Source organism: Pseudomonas sp. PF05, assembly GCF_056521845.1.
In genome coordinates, this window is record NZ_JBWLPW010000005.1 from 214,728 (window position 1) to 236,900 (window position 22,173).

Below are 22,173 nucleotides of genomic sequence, written 5' to 3' on the forward strand. Positions count from 1 at the left end.
TCCAATAAGAGGAGCCGGTATGGATTCCTATAAAAGAAACGAGCTGCTAACCGGCCTGGCCATGCTCGGCGCCGGCGTGGCTTATCTGGTGTTGACCTTGAACCTGCCGCGTCGTGGTTTCGTCGATGCCGCGTTCGTGCCTTGGTTACTTGCTGTCGCGTTGTGCCTGTTGGGTGCGTTGCAATTGTGGGCGTGGCGAAAGCTGCCGGACAAAACGGCCGAGCCCGCCGAAAAGCCCGAGTCGATTGACTATCCAACGGTCATCAAATCCCTGGCCTTGGTGCTGGTTTTTACAGCGTTGCTGGAGACCGTGGGTTTCGTGATCATGACCGTGCTTTTTCTCTACGCTCAGTTCATCGTTTTGACCCCCGCTGACCAGAAGGTCAAGCATCCCCTGTACGCGCTGATATCGATCATTTCCGCGGTCTTGATTTTTTACATTTTTCGCCATGGCTTCGACTTGCTCCTGCCGGTCGGTTTATTGGATTTCTAGGGGACGGCCATGATTGAACTTATGCAGCAAGGCTTCGGTGCCGTTCTCACCCCCTACGTCTTTGTCCTCATTGCCCTTGGCGTGGCGGTGGGTATTGTTTTTGGTGCGGTGCCCGGCCTCTCGGCCACCATGGCTATCGCACTCTGTTTGCCGCTGACTTATTCGATGGGCCCTGGCCCTGGCCTGGCGCTGCTGGTCGCGCTGTTTGTCGGTGCCACCTCGGGAGGGTTGATATCGGCGATATTGCTCAACATACCGGGAACGCCGGCCTCCATCGCCACGACATTCGATGGTTGGCCGCTGATGAAGAAGGGCCTGGGCGTCAAGGCCTTGGGCGTTGGTGTGGTGTTTTCTTTCCTGGGGACGATTTTCAGCATCGCCGCGCTGATGTTCATCGCCCCGATCCTGGCTGAACTGGCCCTGAGCTTTGGTCCGCACGAATACTTTTCCATTGCGATTTTCTCGCTGACGTTGATCGCCACGCTGTCCACCGGCTCGCTGGTCAAAGGCTTGTTTGCCGGTGTCCTGGGCTTTGCCTTCTCCACTGTGGGGATCGCCCCGGTCGAAGCCATTCGCCGCTTCACCTTTGATCTGCCGAGCCTCAATGGCGGCTTCGCCATGCTCACCGTCATGATCGGTATGTTCGCAGTCGCCGAAGTGCTGAAGTTCGCTGAAAGCGCGCGCCTGAGTCACCGGGCCAAACCGCAGAACGTCAGTATGAAAGGCGTAAAAGGTTTTGGTTTCTCGATGAAGGAATTTGTCGGCCAACTCCCGAACGCCACCCGTTCATCGCTGATTGGCCTGGGCATCGGCATCCTGCCGGGCATCGGTGCCGGTACGTCGAATATCGTCTCTTACATCGCAGCCAAGAAACGATCGAAGCATCCGGAGGAATTCGGCAAAGGTACGATCGATGGCGTGGTTGCCAGTGAAACGGCAAACAACGCCGGTATCGGCGGCGCGATGATCCCGCTGCTGACCCTGGGTATTCCTGGTGATACCACCACGGCTGTCCTGTTGGGCGGTTTCATGATCCATGGCATCCAGCCCGGCCCCCTGCTGTTTATCAGCCAGGCGCCGCTGGTCTACACAATCTTTGCTGCGCTGATCCTGGCTTCGGTGTTCATGCTGGTACTCGAGTTCTACGGCCTGCGCATGTTCATCAAATTGCTGGCGGTGCCCAAGCACATCCTGCTGCCCATCATCCTGGTGTTGTGCGTGGTCGGGGCTTTTGGCTTGAACAGCCGGATCTTCGATGTCTGGGCGGTATTGCTGTTTGGCTTGCTGGGCTACGGATTCGTCAAAAGCGGTCTGCCAATTGCACCGTTCATCATCGGCTTCATCCTGGGGCCGATGGCGGAAACCAACCTGCGACGCGGCCTTATGCTGTCCGATGGCAACTTCAGCGGTTTCCTGACCACTCCCATCTCGGCCGCTTTCCTGGCCCTCGCCGCGGTGTCTGTCTCCTGGCACCTGGTGACCGTGATCCGTCACAAGAAGAGCGCTGCCATTGAACTGATGCGCAGCTGATTCAGCTCAACCCATGGTTTTGGCCGGCGCAATGCAATCTTGCATTGCGCCGGTCGAACCGGAGGACTGCCATGTCAAGCCCGACCCCTCTTCCGTCAGCCGACGACGACCGCATCAGTTGGCTGCGCATAGCGTCGGTATTTCTGCCGCTGGCCAATCCCATCAGCGATGCCAAGGTGCTGACCGGTCGGCAAAAGCCAATGACCGAAATCGCCATGTTGTTCGTGGAAATTGAAACCAGAGACGGCCACCGCGGCCTGGGTTTCAGTTATTCCAAGCGCGCCGGTGGGCCTGGGCAATTTGCCCACGCCCAGGAAATCGCCCCCACGCTCATCGGTGAAAACCCCAGCGATATTTCAAAGCTCTGGGACAAGCTCTGCTGGGCCGGCGCCTCGGTGGGGCGCAGCGGCCTGGCAACACAAGCCATCGGCGCATTCGATGTCGCCCTGTGGGACCTGAAGGCCAAGCGGGCCAATCTGTCCCTGGCCCGTCTGCTCGGCGCCCATCGTGATTCGGTCCAGTGCTACAACACCTCCGGCGGGTTCCTGCACACGCCGCTCGATCAGTTGATGATCAATACCGATATCTCCCGAGAGAAGGGCATCGGTGGGATCAAGCTCAAGGTCGGCCAGCCAGACCAGGCGCTGGATCTGCACCGTGTCAGCAGTATTCGCAAACACCTGGGCGATGCCTTTCCGCTGATGGTCGACGCCAACCAGCAATGGGATCGGCCCACGGCGCAGCGCATGTGCCGCCAGCTGGAACAGTACAACCTGGTCTGGATCGAGGAACCGCTCGATTGCTATGACGCCGAAGGACATGCCGCGCTGGCGCTGCAATTCGATACACCGATCGCGACCGGTGAAATGCTCACCAGCGTTGCCGAGCACTGGGAGTTCATCAAGCTGCGCGCGGCCGATTACCTGATGCCCGACGCGCCCCGTGTTGGCGGCATTACCCCTTACCTCAAGGTCCAGGCATTGGCCGAGCAAGCGGGGCTGATGATCGCGCCGCATTTCGCCATGGAGTTGCACATCCATTTGGCTGCCACCTATAGCCGCGAGCCCTGGGTCGAGCATTTCGAATGGTTGGAGCCGCTGTTCAACGAGCGTATGCAAACCCGGGACGGACGCATGCTCGTGCCGACCCGGCCAGGGCTTGGCCTGTCGCTCAGCGACCAAGTCGCCGGTTGGACTGCGCAACAGGTCGAGATTGGCCAGCGTGCGTGAGGAGGTACGATGTCGTCGCTGTTGAGTCAGGAGTTGATCGAAAATATCGAGCGTTTGGTCGGTCCCGCCGGGCTGGTGCGCGATCCCGAACTCATGCAGGGCTACCTGACCGATTGGCGCAACGCTTATCAAGGCTTGGCCGCGTTGGTGGTGCGTCCTGGCAGCACCGAGGAAGTGGCGGCGGTGGTGCGGCTCTGCCATGACGCCGGGGTGGCGCTGGTGCCCCAAGGGGGCAACACCGGGTTGTGCGGCGGATCGATTCCGGACGCTTCCGGTCGACAGGTGGTGCTGTCCTTGAGCCGGATGAAGCGCATCCGTGAACTCGACCTGGCCAATGAAACCATCACGGTGGAGGCCGGGGTGATACTGCAGCAGCTACAGGATGCTGCCAGTCAGGCCGGACGCCTGTTCCCTCTATCGCTGGGGGCCGAGGGCAGCTGCACGGTGGGCGGCAACCTGGCGACCAATGCCGGCGGCACGGCTGTGTTGCGCTACGGCAACATGCGTGAGCTGACCCTCGGCCTGGAAGTGGTGCTGCCTGACGGGCGCGTCTGGAACGGTTTGCGGGGCTTGCGTAAAGACAACACCGGCTACGATCTCAAGCATCTGTTTATCGGCTCGGAGGGCACGCTCGGCATCATCACCGCTGCGGTGCTGAAACTGTTTCCGGCGACCCACAGCACGGCGACTGCTTGGGTCGCGCTGCCTTCGCCGCAGGCCGCGGTGGACTTGATCGGTCATGTTCGCAGCTTGTGCGCCGACCGCCTGACGGGCTTCGAGATGATGTCGCGCCAGAGCCTGGACTTTGTCCTGGACCATGTGACCGGCTGCACTGATCCGCTGGAAACGAAGCACCCTTGGTACGCCTTGATCGAGCTGCGCGACACGGTGCCCGACGCGCCCTTGACGCTGTTGCTTGAAAACGGCCTGGCCCAGGCCTTCGAGCACGGTTGGGTCATCGATGCGGTATTGGCCAGCAGCCAGGCACAGGCCGCGGCGCTATGGGCGCTGCGCGAAGGTATTTCCGAGGCGCAGAATCATGAAGGCCCCAGCCTCAAGCACGACATCAGCGTGCCTGTGAGTCGGATCCCGGAATTCATTGAACGCACCGACAAGGCCCTGCAACAGGATTTCCCGGGCGTGCGCATCGTTTCCTATGGCCACATGGGCGACGGCAACCTGCACTACAACATCAGCAAGCCGGTCGGCGATGCGGACGCATCGTTCAAGGCCCGCGAACACGCGATCATGCAAGTCATCTACCGGATGACGAGCACCTTCAACGGCAGCATCAGTGCCGAACATGGGCTGGGGCAGGCCAAACCGGGCGCGGCGGTGCGCTTCAAGGACCCTCTGGAGATGGAGCTGATGCGTGCCATCAAGCGCACGCTGGACCCGGCCGGGCTGATGAACCCCGGCAAGGTTTTCAGCGTCGGGCTGGAGTGACTGGAGGTATTTCTCGATTATTCTCGCAATTATGAAAAAATATTTTCATATGATGATCTGACCGACATTCACCAAAAGCTGGAAACCGCTAGAAAACAACAGCATTCATTGCAACTGGTGGCCGATGGCTGGCAGCGTTACCAAGCCTTGCAAGAGCAATTACATGAATTGAAGCGACAACGCTGCAACCGTCAACAGCTTTCGGGATCGGAAAAACTAGCGCTGGGCAGGTTCAGGGTGATCGGTCTATAGTCCCTCTATAATTGGCTATAAATTGCCAATGAGAACTCGGCGTCTCTTAAAAATAATTGATCTATAGTCGCTCTATAATTTTCTATAGAATCCCGCCAGAGGTTCCCAATGGTCGAGATCGTTTACCACCGTCCCGTTTTGGCTGCCCGCCTATCAAAACTGATCATGCAGGTTGCCATTGGTAGCGCTGCCAGTTCGGGCGTCTTTCTGGCTGCTCCTCGGCGTACGGGAAAGTCCACCTTCGCTCGAGAAGATTTGCGGCCAGCATTGGAGGCAGCAGGAGCGATCGTACTGTATGCCGATCTTTGGAAAGACCTGACGAAAGATCCTGGCTTGGTCATCGTAGAGGCTGTCCGAGAAGCCTTTGGCCAGAGCGAAGGATTCGTAACCCGTCTGGCGAAAAGTGCTGGTATGGAGAAGGTGACGGTCGGCGGCCTGAGTTTCAGTCTGGACAAGATTGGGCTGGGCAAGGACATCGACTTGACCACCGCGCTTGCGGCGCTTTCGGATGAGTCGAAGAAGATCATCGTCCTGATGATCGACGAAGCTCAACATGCGATCACCACGGATGAAGGCGTTGCTGCGCTTTTCGCACTGAAAGCGGCAAGGGATGAACTCAACAGTTCGAAGCACCATGGTCTGCGCATCGTGTGCACCGGATCGAACCGGGACAAGCTCGCCATGCTCCGAAACAGTAAGGACCAAGCTTTCTTTGGGGCCTCCATGGTTCAATTTCCAACCCTGGATCAAGAGTTCATCAACTGGTTCTGCGCGAATATCGACCTCGCCCATCCGCTCGATCCCTCTAATGTGTTCGAGTTGTTCAGGGAGAGTGGTTATCGACCTGAGTTGCTAGGTGCCGCCGCAGATGAGATCAGGTTCGATTTTGCGTTGGACCCTGCAACCATCCCCGAGCGATTCGCATTGTTGGTTCGGGCGCAAGCTGATGAGCTCAACGCAAACTTTAAGAAAGTTATTCATAGCCTGACCCCTATTCAGTCCGCCGTTATCCGCGTCATGAGTGCCAAAGGCGGTAACTATGCGCCCTTCGAGGCACCTACCATGGAGCTCTACGCGAAAGCGATGGAGCAGGCCGGTATCGCAGAGCGCGATATAAAGGTCGAAGTGCCGGGTGTTCAGCAAGCACTCATAGCCCTTCAGGAAAAGAAGCTGGTCTGGAAAGCCTCTCGTGGTGTCTACGCGGTTGATGAGCATGTCATCGTGGACCTGCTGGGTGAGGCCGGATTGCTCGAAGGCCTCTCCTAAGCTGTTCTCGAATCCGGCAGAGCCCCTAGCCTTTGGGGTCGGGGTCAGGAAGATGTGCTGGCCGCACGCACAAGTCACTCCAGAAAACAACGATCAAAAAGATAAACGCTGGTCGGCTTGAGATTCTCCACCGTGCGTTGCGGCCGGCCGCCTTCGCCGCTTTTTTTGCGACCGGTTTCTTGCAAATAACCCGCCTCGGTCATCTTCAGCAAACGCTGGCGCATGCTGGTCTTGAGCACCGGACGATCGAGCACCACGGAGAAAATGCTCACCGCTTGCGGCGCGCTGAATTCCGGGCCCAGGAACATCAGCGGCAGGCTGCTGTAGAGGGCTTTGGACAACAACCGCTCCTGTACAGCAGCCACCAGACTGTTGTGGTCGAAAGGGAGTTTGATCGAGGCGTCGGCCACATCCTTGAGCGGAAAAAACCCTTGGTGTTCGGCGAGCTGGACCGCATCGCTGACAATCGCCAGGTAGAACGTCGAGGAGGACCAGCAGCGCGGATCGCGGAACGCGTCGCCGACGGTACCGACCTGTTCGATCCAGGCCAGCGGCATGCCTACCTTGTTTGAGTTGCGCAAACGCTCCACGGCGTCGTTCAGCGTGAGATCTTCGACGTCACCATTGACCACGATCCCGGGCAGCGCCCAATGGCCGGCGAACGGCTCGGCTTCCCGTCGGTTCAGGAGGATTTCCAGCGCCTGGGTTTCCCGGCAGAAGCGCAGCACACAGAGATCGATGGTGTGCAGATAACCGCGCGCTGGGGCTGTGCTAGTGGGCATGTCGATTTCCGTGGGTAGCGTAAAGGTCATAGTTTAACGGGTTCATGCCGGGTGCCATCCAGTCGCTGGGAATCGGCTTGCCCAAGGCCAGTCGGTCGCGAACCACCGTGCTGCGCACGTGGATCTTTTCCTCCACGCAAAGAATGGAAAAACGCTCCAGTAATTCCTGGCCGCGGTAGAAGGTCGGCAGCCGATCCGCGACATCCTGGCCCACCACCAACGCAATCCGCTTGCCGTCCAGGGCCAGGCTGTCGGCGAGATGGGCGAGCAGGGTGTAGCTGTAGATTGCGCCTTCAACGCCACGGGCCACGACCTGTTCCACCCGGCTTGCACGCACTTCGGCGCAGCACAGTGGCTGCACCTTTTCGACGATCGATTCCAGCCAGTTCAGGCGAACGTCATAGTCGACCATTTGCTTGCCGTAGGGATGCTGCAAGCTGGGGACCACCAGCACACGTCTGGCCAGGCGTGAGGCCTCGATCATTACCTGGGCGTGACCGGCGTGCGGGGGATTGAAGGCGCCGCCATAAAGGGCAATCTCGAACATGGCTCATCCTATTTGGTACATGAGATGTACTCTAACGGCAAAGTCTTTTTGATGAAAACCTACGTTCTGACTAACCGTTTGATAAGGACATAAAAGGCTTATCGAAAATATTCTCTCGGCGTGGCTTGTTACGAAAGTACATATTATGTACTTTAGTAGCCATGAAGAGGAGAAACCCAGCATGAACAGCCTGACCCGCAAAACCGCTTCCTTCGATGTCGATGCGCAAAAGAGCTTTACGCCGCTATGCCCTGATGAGCTTCCAGTGCCGGGCGGTGACCAGATTGCCGGTGAGCTGAATTTCATTGCCTCCCTGGCCAGCCTTCGCATCGGCAGCAAGGACGCCCATTCGCCCCTGGCCCCGTGGGTCGTCGCCGATCACGCACAGATGTTCGTGCCGACCGGGCTCGAGCATGCCGACATCACCTGGGTCAGCCACTGCGTTCCCGGCACCGAAGGTTTCGCTTTGCTGGATCACCTGCCGACTCCCTACGACTACGACTATTTCGTCTGGAAGGGCGTCGAGCCGGATTTGCACCCCTACGGCGCGTGCTACCACGACCTGCACGGCAAGCTGTCCACCGGGGTGATCGAGTACCTGAACGGCCTGGGTGTGCAGCAAGTGATTGTTGGTGGGCTGGCGCTGGACTTCTGCGTCAAGACCACCGCTCTGCAACTGGCCGCCGCCGGCTTCAAGGTGATCATTCACCTCCCGGCCTGCCGGGCCATCAGTGAGGAGGGGGCCAATCAAGCCATTCAAGACATGCGGCAAGCGGGCGTCTCGGTTGCCGCGACGCGCGAAGCAACCATTCGCCTGGCAAACGCATAAGGAAGCGCCATGGACAGTGCATTCGATTCAACCAGCGGCACCATCCAGAGTCTTCTGGATACCGACTATTACACCTTCACCATGATGCAGGCGGTCTTGCACCAACACCCGAATGTCGAGGTGGAATACCAGTTCATCGTGCGTTCCAAGGAGCGGCTCGGTCACCTGATCCCGGACATTCGTGTAGAGCTTGAGAAGCTCGCTGGGCTGCAACTGCGCGAGGGAGAGCAGCGGTTTCTGTTCAACAAGCGTTTCCGCGAGTACCTGACACCAGACTTCGAACAGTTTCTCGGCCTGTTTCGCTTCAATTTGCGCTACATACACGTTTCGCAAGTCGACGGCCAACTGCACATCCGCGTCCGTGGGCCGATGCTGCACTGCATCATGTTCGAGCAACCGGTATTGGCGATGGTCAGCGAACTGCGCAACCGCGAGAAATACCCCGAAGTCGAGTTGGCCGACGTCACCCGCAAGCTGTACCAGAAGTTCGAATGGCTGGAGAAAAACGCCAGCCGTGAAGAACTCGCCGAGTTTCGCGTTTCAGACTTCTCCACCCGGCGACGGCTGTCGTTCAGGGCCCAGCGTGAAGTGGTGAATGTCATGCGCAACGATTTTCCTGGCGTGTTTGTCGGCACCAGCAACGCTCACTTGGCTTATGAGTTCAATCTGCCCCTGATCGGCACAATGGCTCACCAATGGCTGATGGTGCATCAACAACTCGGGCGCTTGCGCGAGAGCCAGAACGCGGCGCTGGAAAACTGGGTGCGCGAGTATCGCGGCCGCCTCGGTATCGCCCTGACGGACTGCATCAGCACCGACTTCTTCCTCAAGGATTTCGACCTGTACTTTGCCAAGCTCTATGACGGCCTGCGCCAGGATTCCGGTGATCCGATCGTCTGGGCGGACAAGGTGCTGGAGCGTTACCAGGAACTGGGCATCGACCCGCGCACCAAGGACCTGATGTTCTCCGATGGCCTCAATTTCGAAAAGTGCCTGCCGATCCTGCGTCATGTTCGCGGCAAGGCCAGATTCGGTTTTGGCATGGGCACCAGTCTGGCCTGCGATGTCGACGGTGTCGAACCGCTGAGTATCGTCATGAAACTGGTGCGGGTTCACGGTGAGCCGGTCGTGAAGTTCTCCGACGACCCGATCAAGAACGTCTGCGAGGATGCGTCGTTTCTGCGGTACGCCGCCCAAGTGTTCAACGTTGCCCTGATCAATCCACAGCTGGGAGCCTGATATGACTACGCTCGTGCAAGAACGCATTGCCCGGGAGCTGGGCATCGACCGTCAACTCACACGGGGTGGCGAAGCAAGCGAGATTGCCCGCCGCATCGAATTCATCAAGCAGATCTTGCGCGAGTCGGGCTGCCAGTCCCTGGTACTGGGGATCAGTGGCGGCGTCGATTCTCTTACCGCCGGCCGCCTATGCCAGTTGGCAGTGGAGCAATTGCGGGATGAAGACTACGCGGCGCGTTTTATCGCCGTCCGGTTGCCCTACAAGGCCCAGGCCGACGAGCCAGACGCCCAGGCTTGCCTGGACTTCATCCGGCCGGACTCGATCACCACCAGCAACATCGCCGCTTGTGTTGACGGGTTGATGAGCCAAATCGCAATCGATGGTTTGCAGCCTGGCGCCGAGCTCATCGACTTCGCCAAAGGCAACGCCAAGGCCCGGGCACGGATGCTGGCGCAATACGCCATTGCCAATCTGAGCGACGGGTTGGTGGTTGGCACCGATCATGGGGCGGAGGCGGTGATGGGGTTTTTCACCAAGTTCGGCGACGGCGCGTGCGACCTGGCCCCGCTGTCCGGGTTGACGAAGACTCAGGTGAGATCATTGGCCGATGCGATGGGCGCCCCCGGCTATCTGGTGCACAAGGCTCCGACCGCTGATTTGGAAGACCTGGTACCCGGTAAGCTGGATGAAGCGGCGTATGGCTGCAGCTACGAGGAAATCGATGGGTATCTGATGGGCGAAGAGGTGTCGCCGCAAGCGCGACAGATCATTGAACGCGCCTACCTCAAGACGGCCCACAAACGAGCCTTGCCCCGCGTTCCGGTATCGTTGTAATAGCGGGTGCATTTTTCGTCGGCGAATACTTCGACGAAGACAAGCAGCACGAAGGCGGTGGCCTGGAAGCCGAGGGCGAAGAGATCGAAGTGCTGGAGCTGCCCCTCGACCAGGCCTTGGGCATGATCGAGACCGGGGAGATTTGCGACGGCAAGACCATCACGCTGTTGCAGTACGCCAAGCTGCATCGGTTGCTGGATTAGCCGCGTTTTTCGCTCAGCTGGATTGGGCCTCGCTGTCTTCCTGTATATCGTCCAGGTATTGCGGCTGGTCTGCCGGTTCCGGCAGTTCGGTCACGACGCTGAAGTCGCTGATCTCGATGGCGCCGACGCCATGACCGAGCAAATGGAAGGAAAACGCCTTGCGCTGCTGCGGGTTTTCGAAACGGATGTTCATCACCAGCGGCTGGTCGGGTGTTACCGCCACGTCTGTCGGCAGGTCCATCGGCACATCCTGCTCGAACTCCTTGGCCTTGAGGGAAATGTAGGCGGCATGCTCATCCACGGCGCGGATGGTCAGGCTGACGCGGGTCTGTGAGCCCTTGGGCATTTCCAGGTATTGGGCACCGATCAGGTTGTCGGTCCAGTCGTTGGTGACCTGGGCCGGCAGCGGGATTTTATCCGCGCTGCCAAACTGGTATTGCTGGTTCAAGGGCGTGCGCAACAGGGTCTGGTCCAGGGCCGTGGCCCGGGCGCCGATCAGCCTGGCGCGCCGGCCGCTGTATTGCCCGCCATAGGTGGCGCGGTCGGCGATGAAGCCTGCGCTGGTGTAATAGCGGCAATGCTGGAGGAAGTCGCACTCGGTAAAGGTGCCCTTGCCGTCGTGGTAGCGCAGCTGGCCGTTGGTGAACGACATGATTTCCCGGCCCGTCGGGTAATCCCTGAACATCGAGCGGCCGGACAACGACGTGGGCACCGTAAAGCCGAAGTAATCGAGGATTGAGGCGGTCAGGTCGACGTGGCCGTAGGTGCCTGACTTGATCCGGGGCAACGGCTCCGGCGCCAGCGTCAGGTTGAATCCCCAGGACGAGGCCAGCCGCACGTCGTCGATGCCATGGGATTCGTCCGAGGTGATGACCACCAGGGTGTTGTCCAGGATGCCCTGGCGTTCCAGGCCCGCGAGGAAGTTCTCCAAGGCGTCGTCCAGGTAACCCACGGCCGCCTGCTTGGCGGTGTCGTAGCGTTGCAGGTAGTCATCCGGGGCCGAGTAGGGTTGGTGCGTGCCGACGGTCAGCAGGGTCAGCATCCAGGGTTTGTCCGCCTGCTGCAGTTGCCCGACGTAGTCCAGCGCGCCTTCGAAGAAGGTCTTGTCGTCCTTGCCCCAAGGGAATTCCAGGTAGGCGGGGCGAGTGAACCACTCCATGCCCAGGGTCGTGTCGAAGCCGATGTGCGGCATGATCCGGTCCTTGGCCATGAACCGCAGGCCGGCGCCCTGCAGGAAGTGCGTGGAAAAGCCGTTCTGGCGCAGTTGAGCCGGCAGGCAGGCCTGGTTGCGCTGGGTCTGGTTGAGTATTTCGACGCCTTTGGGCGTGCCGTTGTCGAGCTTGTCGTAGTCGCCACACAGCATCGCGTAGAGGCCGCGGATGGTCTGGTGGCTGTGCAGGACGTAATCGGGTGTGTTCATGCCGCGCTCGGCCCAGGCACTGAGGTGCGGCATCAGGTTTTCCTGGTAGCTGCTTTTCAAGGCCTGGCGGTTGGCGCCCACGTAGGCGCCGGGAATGCCCTCTAGGGCGATGATCAGGACGTTGCGCGCACGCCCCGGTTCGGCCAGCAATCTGTTGCCATCGAGATCCAGGCGGGTCAGCCCCTCCATCGACGGGGCTGGGTCCACCGTATCGCCGTCGAGCCATTGTCGGGCGTGGTCCTGCCCGGCGGCGATACCCGCCGTGACGAGTTGGTGAGGCAGGTTGAATACGTTCCATTGGTCCGCCTCGCTCGGGCGCCAGGTTTGCAGCGCGCCATGGCTCAGCAGGAGCACAACGGGCACGGCCCAGGCGTGGCGAGGCAAGCGTGGCGCCTGGCGTGGGCGGCTGGTCCACTGGGTCACCAGCCAGAGCGCCAGGGCGGCCAACTGGACTGCGGCCAGCCAGGGATGGGCGAAGCCGCCGCTGGTGGAATTTTCAACGAACTGCGGGTCGGTCAGGTAATGAATGTCCGAAGGGTTGGGCATCCGCCCGACTGCGCTGACCAGCTCGGTGCTGGCCAGCGTCAACGCGCTCCAAGCCAGCAATACCGGGAAAGCCAACCACCCGGGGCGGCGATGGAGCAGCACGATCAGCAACCCGCCGATACCCAGGTCCGAGAGATAGCCCAGTGGGTCGGACCAGCCCAGGGCGAGACGCAGGCCCATGGGGACGAGTAGTACGCAGCCAATCAGGGCGATGAGGGTGGCGCGGGGGTGGGCTGAAGCGCGACGAAGAAAATTCACAAAAAGCAGGCCTTTCGTTGAAGCCAATCCATTGAACAACACACCTACCCTGTGGGAGCGAGCTTGCTCGCGATAGCGTCAGTCAGTCGCACGCCATATGGACTGATACACCGCTATCGCGAGCAAGCTCGCTCCCACAGAGGGTTCTTCATTCGGTCATGAAATTGTCATGATGGGCGGGATGGTATCAAGGGTATTCGCGCCTGGCCGAGCCAATGTCCCGGTGTCTGGCTGCGCTACGCTGTGGTTCACTGGCCCAGGCCTCTACAATGGCCGCGTAGCGCTGCTTTGAGACGCGCAGAAAACTTGTATCAGGATTTCTCATCGGGGGATGGATGGACAGGTTCCAGGAAATGCAGGTTTTCCTTGCCGTGGCCCAGGCATCGGGGTTTTCGGCGGCGGCGCGGCGCCTGGGGTTGTCGGCGGCCAGCGTGACGCGGGCGGTGGCGGCGTTGGAGCAACGGATCGGCACGCCATTGCTGGTGCGCACCACCCGCAATGTGTACTTGAGCGAGGCCGGCCAGCGTTTTCTCGAGGACTGTCGGCGGATCCTGAGCGATCTGCAGGAAGCCGAGGATTCGGCGGCCGGCAGCCATGTCCAGCCCCGTGGGCAGTTGACGATTACCGCGCCAGTGCTGTTCGGTCAGTTGTTCGTCACGCCGCTGCTGGTGGATTACTTGCACCAGTTCCCCGAGGTCAGCATTAACGCCTTGTTGTTGGACCGCACGGTCAGCCTGGTGGAGGAGGGCATCGACGTTGCCCTGCGCATTGGCGAGCTGCCGGACAGCAATCTGCATGCCGTGCGTGTCGGTGAAGTGCGACGGGTGGTGTGCGGCGCCCCTGATTTCTTCTCCCGTCACGGGCGACCCCGGCATCCGGAGGATTTGGAGCGAATGCCGGTGGTGGCGTCATCGGCCATCGGTCAGGTCAAAAGCTGGACCTTCATCGATTCAGGCCAGCCGTTGACCGTCCGGCCCGTGCCTCGGCTGGTGGTGACAGCCAACCAGGCCGCGATCACGGCCGCCTGTCAGGGATTGGGGATGACGCGGGTCCTGTCTTACCAAGTGGCAGGCAACGTGGCGGCTGGGGAACTGGAAATCGTCCTGGCCGATTTCGAATTGCCGCCTCTGCCGATCCATGTGGTGTACCAGGGCGGGCGCAATGCGCCGGCGCGGGTGCGCAGTTTTGTCGATTTCGTCGTCAGTGCACTGCGCGAACATCCGGCCTTGAGCGGTTGAAGCATTGTTTCTCAGGCTGAAACAATGGATTGCATATCTGGGTGATTCTCTTGTTTTTGCCTGGAGCGGAAGATGACCCCATCGACGCCGTTGTGCTGATGGCGTCACTTGCAGCGGAGTCGACCATGAACCCTATCAAGCACTATCACTTCCCGCTTTCCGGCCATTCCCATCGCGTTCAACTGATGCTTTCGTTGCTCGGGCTGCCTGTCGAAGAGGTCTTCGTCGACTTGGCCAAGGGCGCGCACAAACAGGCGGATTTCCTGGCGCTCAATGCGTTTGGCCAGGTGCCGGTCATTGACGATGACGGCGTGGTGCTGGCGGACTCCAACGCGATCCTGGTGTACCTGGCGCACAAATATGGCAAGGGCCGCTGGCTGCCGACCGACCCAGTCGGCGCCGCCCGGGTGCAGCGCTGGTTGTCGGCGGCGGCCGGCCCGATTCATGCCGGCCCGGCCACGGCACGGCTGATCACGGTGTTTGGCGCAGCCTACAACGCCGAGGACGTAATTGCCCGTTCCCACAACGTGCTGAAAGTCATTGATCAAGAATTGAGCAGCCGCGCTTATCTGGCGGGTGACACTGCGACCATCGCGGACATCGCTGGCTACAGCTACATCGCCCACGCACCGGAAGGCAATGTGTCATTGGAGGACTATGCCAATGTGCGGGCCTGGCTGGCGCGGATCGAAGCCTTGCCCGGGTTCGTGGGCATGCCGCGTACGGTTGTCGGGTTGCAAAGGTATTCATGAGCAGTTGAATCGAGGTAGCTGCTCTCGCTGGGTTGCACTGTAGGAGCTGCCGGAGGCTGCGATTTTGATTTTGATCTTTTCGCTCAAGATTCAAGTGTTTGGGGAAAGATCGCAGCCTCGTTGCACTCGACAGCTCCTACTCAGATCCTACAGGCTCGGTGGGAGCAGGTTCCCTTTTCACTGAGATCAGGCGTAGGAAAGCACCTTTTCCTCCAGCAGTTCCTCGTATAGCCGCACCCACTTGTGGCCCATTTCTTCAGACGTGAACAACTGTCGGTAACGGGCTTCGGCCCTGGCACCCATCGCCTGGGCCTGGGCCGGGTTGTCCCACAGGGTGCGCATCGCCTCGCGGAAAGCTTCGGGATCGCTCGGTGGCACCACCAGGCCGGTTTCGTCATGGATGTTGATGTAGCTGGTGCCGGTGCCGATTTCGCTGGAGATCATCGGCTTGCCGAACATCGCGCCTTCGAGCAGGGAGATACCAAAGGCTTCGGAGCGCAAGTGCGAAGGGAATACGATGGCATAACTCAGTTCCAGCAGCGCGACCTTGTCTTCATCCCCCAGGCGCCCGAGGAAATGCAGGTTGCGCAGGCCTAATGCCGCTGCCTGGGCGTGCAGTTGTTTTTCCAGCGGGCCGGCGCCCACGATGACCACGGGGTAGTCCACGCCTTTGAGAGCGTCGAGCAGAATGTGCAGGCCTTTGTAGTAACGCATCACCCCCACGAACAAAAAGAAACGCTCGCCCAGTTCTGCCTTCCACCCTGCCATGCGCGCGGCATCAGGCTGTGGATAACTGGTCTTGTTCAGGCCGTAGGTGATGATTCGGGTCTTGGCGGGGTATTCCTTGAGCACATCGCTGGTATGAACATAGTTCGGCGACGCCGCGACGATGCGCTCGGCGCCGTCCAGAAAGCGTCGCATCAGGGGGCGATAGAGCCTGAGCAGGTGCCGCTGGCGAACGATGTCCGAGTGGTAGGTTACGACGTAGGGTTTTTTCACGGAGGTGAAAAAATGCACCAGGTCCATGAACGGCCAGGGGAAGTGGTAGTTGATCACGTCCGCTTCGGCGGCCAGCTCACGGAATTTCTTGAACACACTGTAGGAGAAGCCGGTGGACGCCAGTTGGAAATCCATTCGCGCCTGATGAACGACATGTTGTCGAATCTTGATCGGTTCGGGCGCTGGCTGCCTGCTCAGGGCCAGCACGGTGTTATCGATACTTAACCGGTCAGTGCTGTCGCACAGCTGGAAAATGACCTGTTCGATGCCGCCCATGGAGTCTGGCAAATAGGTTTTGTAAAAGTGCAGGACTCGCATTCAACCTCCCAAGACCTGGCGATACGCTTGGGCGGTGACCTTCGCACAGCGTTCCCAGGAAAAAAGCGCCGCTTGTTGCAACCCCGCCTCGCGACATGCGTGCCAGTGCGGGTGATCTTCCAACAACCGATCCATGGCTTCGCGCATGCCTTGGGCATCGTCCGGCTCGCAATAATTGCCGGCCGGTCCTGCCACCTCAGGCATCGCCGAGCAACGGGTGGTAATCACCGGTGTGCCGCTGGCCATGGCTTCAAGCACCGGCAAGCCAAAGCCTTCGTAATAAGACGGGAAAATCAGTGCCCGTGCCCCCGCCAACAGTTGGGCGACCTGTTCGTCGGGTAGATAACCCGCCAGACAAACATGACCGCCAGCCAGGGCGTCTTTCAACTCATCATTGAGCTGTGCCTGTTGCCATCCGCTCATTCCTACGATGAACAAAGGAAATGTCTGACGTACGGATTCAGGAAGTCCGGCATGGGCGCGCAGGGCCAGGGACAGGTTCTTGCGCGGTTCCAGGGTGCCGACACACAGGAAATAACGACCCGCCTCCAGGCCATGGGCTTTGAGCACGGCGTCGATGGCTGCGGGTTCGCGCGGGTGGAAACGCGCCGATACCCCCAACGGAGCGACCCGCAGGCGCTCGGCGGGGAGGCCGAAATACTGTTGGGCTTCATCGGCGATGAACTGCGAGTCGGTCAGAATCAGCTGTGCCTGTTCCACCGCGCGGCCGAGACGTCGCTCGATTTCCTTCAGGCGTGCCGGTGGTTGCGTCTCTGGGTAGCGCAGGTGAGTGAGGTCATGAAGGGTTATTACCGTCGGCCCTTCGAAGGCCAGCGGCCAAAGGCTGGGTTCGTGATAAAGGTCGATAGCCTTTGAACGGCCTTGGTCGAAGCGCTTCTGTTCCAGCCAGCGTCGCGCCTGATAGGCGCCCGGAACTCGCCGCAGCAAGGGGCTTAGCGTTGAATAGCCAGGCTTGGCTGCTTGCGGCAACTGCGAGCTCCAGCCCCAGCCATGGAACAGTGACAGCTTTATGTCCGGCTCCCGGGCCAAGGCAGTAGCCAGTTCCGCTACGTAGTGGCCGATGCCGGTGCGTGGCGCCTGGAGGATGCGCGCGTTGAGGGCTATCCGCATGCTGTTTCCCGGTCGACGATGACTTCGTTAACGTGGGCCTCGATCCGTTCGACCAGTTGCGCACTGGCCTCGCGCCAGCTCAGCCATTGCCATTGATCCAGATTGCGCTTGGCCGGGAATACGCCGGTGTGTTCCATGTCGGTGACCAGGTTCGCCAGGCTTTGGGGTTCGTCGAGATCGAAATAGGCCATGAAATCACCGCCGATTTCCCGAAACACTTCAATGTCGCTGCCCATTGCCGGCAAGCCGCGCTGCATGGCTTCCACCAGCGGCAGGCCGAAACCTTCCACATAGGACGGGAATACCAGCGCGGTGGCGTGTCGATAGGCGTGTTCCAGGCTTTGGTCCGAGAGGTTGTTGAACATGAATAAACGGCTGTTGAGTTGTGGATGACGCCGGATACGTTCGATCAAAGCCTCGCACTTCCAACCGATCTTCCCGACGATGCACAGCCGCGCCTGGGAACCTGCGGCCCACGCTCGCTCGAATGCATCGAGCAAGTAAACATGGTTTTTGCGCGGCTCGATGGTGCTGACCATCAGGAACACCGGTTCGGAGCGCTTGAACAGCCGCTGCAGATTCGGATCGACGACGTGGGTGGCATCAATCAGGTCCAGCTCGCTGCCCAAATGGAAATAGTCGAACCAGCGTCCTTGTACCTGCTGCTCGCCAATGCGCCGGACCATTTCCTGGCGAAGCTGGTCCCGGATGGTCGTGGAGATGGCAATGTAGCCGTCGGCGGTGCGGGCAATCCAATCGAACCATCGGTTGAACACCTTGACCAGCCCGGCGTCGCAGAATTGTGGATGGGTCAGGGGAATCAGGTCGTAGACGACCGAGATGATCCCGACGCCGTCACGCTTGAGCTGTTCGGCCAAGGGAAAGAAGTCCGCGTGCCAGGAGGAGTCCAGTAACACCAGTTGGTCACCGGCCCGGTGTTCCAGCGGCACGATGCGCGCCGGGACTTGCCGGCGTCTGAGAAGCAGGTTGAGCAGACGAATCGGGATGCTCAGGCAGCCAAACACGAACAGCCGACAGCCGATGTACAACAGCCGGCGAGCCCAGACCGATTGGCTGAAGGGGCGTCGCGATTCCAGCGTCCGATACCTGAGCCAGAACAGATTGGCCGTTTGTTCCAGCCATGCGCGCAGGCTGACCAGGTCCCATGCTTTCTTGAGCGCAGGTGCCAGGCTTTTTACCTCATAAAGCTTGCCTTGCAACATCGCGACGGCAATGCACTCGCGCTCCGGGTCCTTGGCCGGCAGCTCTCGGATAACATTACGTACGACTCTCTGGATCCCGGAGTTGGCCTTCGGGTTTTCATAGACATAGGTGCATTCCACCAACAGACGGCTCATGGCAACTCCTTTTGCGGCAACCCTTCGACGACAGGCTGGCTCGAGCGCTGGATGCAGGTCTCGGCCTGGAGCCAGGAACAGCCGACGAAATCTTCCTGGCGATTATTGATCACGTGAAACACCAGCCCGTAGTCGCGCCATTCGAAATTACGGTCCAGGTGCGAATCCAGCCGCGACAGGCTGAGCGCGACGGAGTAATTGCCCTTGCCCAGGCGCATGTCGAAACTGAAGCGGAAGGTGATCCGTTCGCCGGCCTTGAGGTCGGTCACGGCTTTATCCTGGCGATGAGTATTGATGCCGTACATGGGCTGGCCAAGACGGTCCTTGATCAGGAAGCCCAGTACCAGCCGCTCGATGTCCTGGCGGATTTCAACCCGCACTTGCAACACCATCGGCTGGCCGATCTCGACCACTTCCACCGACTGCCCCTGACTGTTGAGCAGTTGTACATCGATGATGCCTGCTTCGCCGGTGCCGGAAATCGTGCGCACCTGGCCGTTGGCGAGCATCTCCTGGCGGACCACCTGGCCCTCGCGCTGGGCCAGCATCGCGTTGTAGTAATCCATCACTTCTTCGGGCTTGCCGCGCATAGCCATGCGCCCATGCTCCAGCAGGATGGCGGTGTCGCAGATCGACTGGATCGCCGAGCGATCATGGGACACGATCAGCAGCGTGGTGCCGGACTTGCGGAAGCTGCGGATGCGCTCGAAGCTCTTGTGCTGAAAGTAGGCGTCGCCCACCGACAGCGCCTCGTCGACGATCAGGATGTCCGGACGCCGGGCGGTGGCGACGCTGAAGGCCAGGCGCATCTGCATGCCGCTGGAATAGGTGCGTACCGGCTGGTCGATGGCCTCGCCGATTTCGGCGAACCCCTCGATCTGGGGCATCAAGGCTTCGATTTCTTCCACCTGCATGCCCAGCAACTGACCGGCCATGAACGCGTTCTGGCGACCGGTGAAGTCCGGATGAAAGCCCATGCCCAATTCCAGCAAGGCGGCGACGCGGCCTTGCAACTGGATGTGGCCGCAGGTGGGTTGGGTGGTGCCGGTGATCATCTTGAGCAACGTGCTTTTGCCGGCACCGTTGACCCCGACGATGCCGACCGCTTCCCCGGGCTGGATCTCGAAATCCACACCCTGCAGTATCCAGTGCAACTGATGGCGCTGGCGAGAAAAGGGGATCAACCATTCGAACAGCCGGCTCCAGCGGTTCGGATACTGCTTGTAGGCCTTGCCCAGGCCACTGACGCGCAAATGTCCCATCAGAGTTCGTCCACCATTTCACCGCCGCGCCGACGAAACATGCGCAAGCCCAAGGTGCATAACAGCAGGCCGACCACCAGCAATGGCACCAGCGAGCTCCAGACCGGCCATTGGTTGTAGAGAAACAGGTTCTGGTAGCTCTGCATCAGGGCGGTCATGGGATTGAAGGCGAGCAGTTGCTGGATCGGCGGCGGCAGGATTGTCATCGGGTAAACGATCGGCGTGAGCCAGAACCAGAATTGCAGGCAAATACCGAACAACTGCCCGACATCACGGAAAAACACATTGAGGATCCCCAGCAGCATGCCCAGCCCGGCGGCGAACATCACTTGCAGGGCCAGCAATGGAACCAGGGCCAGCAAAGCCATGCCCGGCCAGCGCCCGGTGAGCAGCAGGAAACCGAGAAACAGCCCGAGGATGATCGCGAAGTTGATCCCGGCGTTGAACAACACGATCACCGGCAGGCAGATCCGAGGGAAGCTGATCTTTTTCAGCAGGTTAGCGTTTTCCAGGAACATGCCCTGGCTGCGGGTGGTGATTTCCGCGAACAGGCCCCAGGTCAGCAGACCGGCGCAGAGATAGACGCTGTAGGCCATGCCATCTTCGACGCCGGGCAGGCGGGCACGCATGATGTGGGAAAAAATCACCGTGTAGACAAGGATCATCGACAGCGGGTTGAGCACCGTCCACAACGCGCCGAACAACGAGTTGCGATACCGCGCCTGGAACTCGCGCTTGACGCTGCCAAGGATGAAGCCACGGTAGCTCCACAGCGTGCGTTGCAAGGCCAGCAGCATCAGACGGCCCTGCCATAGTGGTCTTCGAAACGGACGATGTCGTCTTCCCCCAGGTATTCGCCGCTTTGCACTTCGATGATTACCAGATCGATCACGCCGGGATTTTCCAGGCGGTGCTTGTGGCCGGCGGGGATAAAAGTCGATTCGTTCTTGGCGACCAGGTGCGAACCCGAGCCGTTGTTGGTGACCTTGGCCATGCCTTCGACCACCACCCAGTGTTCGTTGCGATGGTGGTGCATTTGCAGCGACAGCGATGCGCCAGGCTTGACCACGATGCGCTTGATCTTGAAGCGTGGGCCCTCTTCGAGCACGGTATAACTGCCCCATGGACGGCTGACCGTACGGTGCAGGCGATAGGCTTCGTGTTCCTTGTCCTTGAGTTGCCGGGCAACGCGGCGCACATCCTGGGCACGGTCGGCATGGGCCACCAGCACGGCGTCGGCAGTGTCGATGATGATCAGGTTTTCCACGCCCAGGGCGGCCACCAGGCGGCCGTCGCTCTGGACGAAGTTGTTCTGGCTGTCGATAAACAGGGCTTCACCGGTCGCACGGTTGTTCTGCGTGTCGGCGGGTACCAGGTCGGCGATGGCGCTCCAGGAGCCGATATCGCTCCAGTCGAATGCGGCCGGGATCACCACGACATTGGCGGAGCGTTCCATCAGGGCATAGTCGATGGAAATGTCCGGCATTTCGGCGAAGTGCGCCGCGGACAATTCCTGCTGCACACACCCTGAGGTTTCCACTGCGGTACTGGCCGTGACACAGGCGCGCGCCTGGTCCAGCAGCTCGGGGGCGTGGGTTTGCAGCTCCGCCAGCAGGGCCTTGACCGAGAAGCAGAACATCCCCGAATTCCACAGGAAACGGCCGCTTTCCAGATACTGCGTGGCGGTCTGCAGGTCGGGCTTTTCGACGAAGCGCACGACTTTGGCCGCGCCCTTGGTGTCCAGGGGCTGGCCCCGTTCGATATAGCCGAAGCCGGTTTCTGGCGCCGAGGGCAGTACGCCGAAGGTCACCAGGTGGCCGTTTTTGGCCAGTTCCACGGCGTGCGCCACGGATGCCTGGAAAGCGGCCTCGTCCTGGATCAGATGGTCGGCAGGCATGACCACCAGGATCGCGTCGTCCCCGTGCAGGGCCTGTACCGCGAGGGTGGCCGTGGCGATGGCCGGCGCGGTGTTGCGGCCCGTCGGTTCGAGTACGAAGTGAGCGCGATAACGCTCCAGATGGGCGCCTTGGTAGTGGTCGCGGCTCTGGAAGTAGTACTCGCGATTGGTGACGGTGACGATGTCGCCCCGGCCGTCGAACAATCCCGCGGCGCGCCGATAGGTCTTGCCCAGCAGCGACTGGCCGTCGGGCAAGAGCATGAAGGGCTTGGGATGACCCTCGCGGGATACCGGCCACAACCTCGTCCCGGCACCGCCGGAAAGAATCACGGGAATGAGCATG

At 60.2% G+C, this 22,173-nt stretch carries 19 protein-coding genes and 1 pseudogene; 11 read left to right on the forward strand and 9 right to left on the reverse strand.

Annotated features, from left to right (window positions below; genetic code table 11):
* Positions 1–19: 19 nt before the first annotated feature.
* The 5 genes from AC09SL_RS11520 (at position 20) to AC09SL_RS11540 (ending at position 6,216) form a co-directional block, all read left to right on the forward strand.
* Positions 20–493, forward strand: a complete 474-nt coding sequence (locus tag AC09SL_RS11520) for a tripartite tricarboxylate transporter TctB family protein (protein WP_058542456.1) — start codon at positions 20–22, stop codon at positions 491–493.
* A 9-nt stretch (positions 494–502) separates the two neighbouring features.
* Positions 503–2,023: a tripartite tricarboxylate transporter permease gene (locus tag AC09SL_RS11525; RefSeq protein ID WP_058542455.1), complete on the forward strand. Its 1,521-nt coding sequence runs from the start codon at positions 503–505 to the stop codon at positions 2,021–2,023.
* Positions 2,024–2,094: 71 nt separating this feature from the next.
* On the forward strand, positions 2,095–3,252 hold the full coding sequence (locus tag AC09SL_RS11530; protein ID WP_058542454.1) for an L-talarate/galactarate dehydratase: 1,158 nt from the start codon (positions 2,095–2,097) through the stop codon (positions 3,250–3,252).
* 9 nt (positions 3,253–3,261) lie between these two features.
* Positions 3,262–4,698, forward strand: coding sequence for an FAD-binding oxidoreductase (locus AC09SL_RS11535; RefSeq protein WP_058542453.1), 1,437 nt, complete (start codon positions 3,262–3,264; stop codon positions 4,696–4,698).
* A gap of 360 nt (positions 4,699–5,058) precedes the next feature.
* The gene (locus AC09SL_RS11540; protein ID WP_058542452.1) at positions 5,059–6,216 is read left to right on the forward strand and encodes a hypothetical protein; all 1,158 of its coding nucleotides are present in this window, start codon (positions 5,059–5,061) and stop codon (positions 6,214–6,216) included.
* 74 nt (positions 6,217–6,290) lie between these two features.
* Here the strand turns inward: AC09SL_RS11540 and AC09SL_RS11545 are convergent, their stop codons facing one another.
* Positions 6,291–6,998: an NUDIX hydrolase gene (locus AC09SL_RS11545; protein ID WP_058542451.1), complete on the reverse strand. Its 708-nt coding sequence runs from the start codon at positions 6,996–6,998 to the stop codon at positions 6,291–6,293.
* Positions 6,988–7,545, reverse strand: coding sequence for an adenylyltransferase/cytidyltransferase family protein (locus tag AC09SL_RS11550; RefSeq protein ID WP_058542450.1), 558 nt, complete (start codon positions 7,543–7,545; stop codon positions 6,988–6,990). The genes AC09SL_RS11545 and AC09SL_RS11550 overlap by 11 nt, the downstream gene beginning before the upstream one ends.
* Positions 7,546–7,726: 181 nt before the next feature.
* Between AC09SL_RS11550 and AC09SL_RS11555 the strand changes: the two genes are divergently transcribed.
* The 4 genes and pseudogenes from AC09SL_RS11555 to AC09SL_RS11570 form a co-directional block, all read left to right on the forward strand.
* On the forward strand, positions 7,727–8,374 hold the full coding sequence (locus tag AC09SL_RS11555; RefSeq protein ID WP_058542449.1) for a nicotinamidase: 648 nt from the start codon (positions 7,727–7,729) through the stop codon (positions 8,372–8,374).
* Between the two features lie 9 nt (positions 8,375–8,383).
* Positions 8,384–9,613, forward strand: a complete 1,230-nt coding sequence (gene pncB / locus AC09SL_RS11560) for a nicotinate phosphoribosyltransferase (protein WP_058542448.1) — start codon at positions 8,384–8,386, stop codon at positions 9,611–9,613.
* Position 9,614: 1 nt separating this feature from the next.
* Positions 9,615–10,448 (forward strand): ammonia-dependent NAD(+) synthetase, encoded by an 834-nt coding sequence (gene nadE, locus AC09SL_RS11565; RefSeq protein WP_058542447.1) that lies wholly within the window; start codon positions 9,615–9,617, stop codon positions 10,446–10,448.
* Positions 10,449–10,459: 11 nt separating this feature from the next.
* Positions 10,460–10,651, forward strand: a pseudogene (locus tag AC09SL_RS11570) (NUDIX hydrolase); the annotation flags it as partial.
* A 13-nt stretch (positions 10,652–10,664) separates the two neighbouring features.
* On the opposite strand, the gene AC09SL_RS11575 reads toward AC09SL_RS11570, so the two are convergent.
* Entirely contained in the window at positions 10,665–12,875 is a 2,211-nt protein-coding gene (locus AC09SL_RS11575) for an LTA synthase family protein (protein WP_081264423.1), read from the reverse strand.
* 335 nt (positions 12,876–13,210) lie between these two features.
* Here AC09SL_RS11575 and AC09SL_RS11580 point away from each other — a divergent pair, with 335 nt between their 5' ends.
* Positions 13,211–14,113 carry a LysR family transcriptional regulator gene (locus AC09SL_RS11580; RefSeq protein ID WP_058542445.1) on the forward strand — a complete coding sequence of 301 codons (903 nt, stop codon included), beginning with the start codon at positions 13,211–13,213 and terminating at the stop codon, positions 14,111–14,113.
* A 125-nt stretch (positions 14,114–14,238) separates the two neighbouring features.
* Entirely contained in the window at positions 14,239–14,865 is a 627-nt protein-coding gene (locus AC09SL_RS11585; protein WP_064106856.1) for a glutathione S-transferase family protein, read from the forward strand.
* A 186-nt stretch (positions 14,866–15,051) separates the two neighbouring features.
* On the opposite strand, the gene AC09SL_RS11590 is transcribed toward AC09SL_RS11585, so the two are convergent.
* The 6 genes from AC09SL_RS11590 to AC09SL_RS11615 are packed head-to-tail and all read right to left on the reverse strand — an operon-like array spanning position 15,052 to position 22,172.
* On the reverse strand, positions 15,052–16,182 hold the full coding sequence (locus AC09SL_RS11590) for a glycosyltransferase family 4 protein (RefSeq protein ID WP_058546453.1): 1,131 nt from the start codon (positions 16,180–16,182) through the stop codon (positions 15,052–15,054).
* Complete coding sequence (locus AC09SL_RS11595) at positions 16,183–17,313, reverse strand: glycosyltransferase family 4 protein (RefSeq protein WP_058546454.1); 1,131 nt, start codon at positions 17,311–17,313, stop codon at positions 16,183–16,185.
* Positions 17,304–18,671 (reverse strand): glycosyltransferase family 4 protein, encoded by a 1,368-nt coding sequence (locus AC09SL_RS11600; protein ID WP_058546455.1) that lies wholly within the window; start codon positions 18,669–18,671, stop codon positions 17,304–17,306. Before AC09SL_RS11600 ends, AC09SL_RS11595 begins: the two co-directional genes overlap by 10 nt.
* Complete coding sequence (locus tag AC09SL_RS11605) at positions 18,668–19,933, reverse strand: ABC transporter ATP-binding protein (protein WP_058546456.1); 1,266 nt, start codon at positions 19,931–19,933, stop codon at positions 18,668–18,670. Before AC09SL_RS11605 ends, AC09SL_RS11600 begins: the two co-directional genes overlap by 4 nt.
* Positions 19,933–20,730, reverse strand: coding sequence for an ABC transporter permease (locus AC09SL_RS11610; RefSeq protein ID WP_058546457.1), 798 nt, complete (start codon positions 20,728–20,730; stop codon positions 19,933–19,935). The genes AC09SL_RS11605 and AC09SL_RS11610 overlap by 1 nt, the downstream gene beginning before the upstream one ends.
* Entirely contained in the window at positions 20,730–22,172 is a 1,443-nt protein-coding gene (locus AC09SL_RS11615) for a mannose-1-phosphate guanylyltransferase/mannose-6-phosphate isomerase (protein WP_058546458.1), read from the reverse strand. Before AC09SL_RS11615 ends, AC09SL_RS11610 begins: the two co-directional genes overlap by 1 nt.
* Position 22,173: the final 1 nt, after the last annotated feature.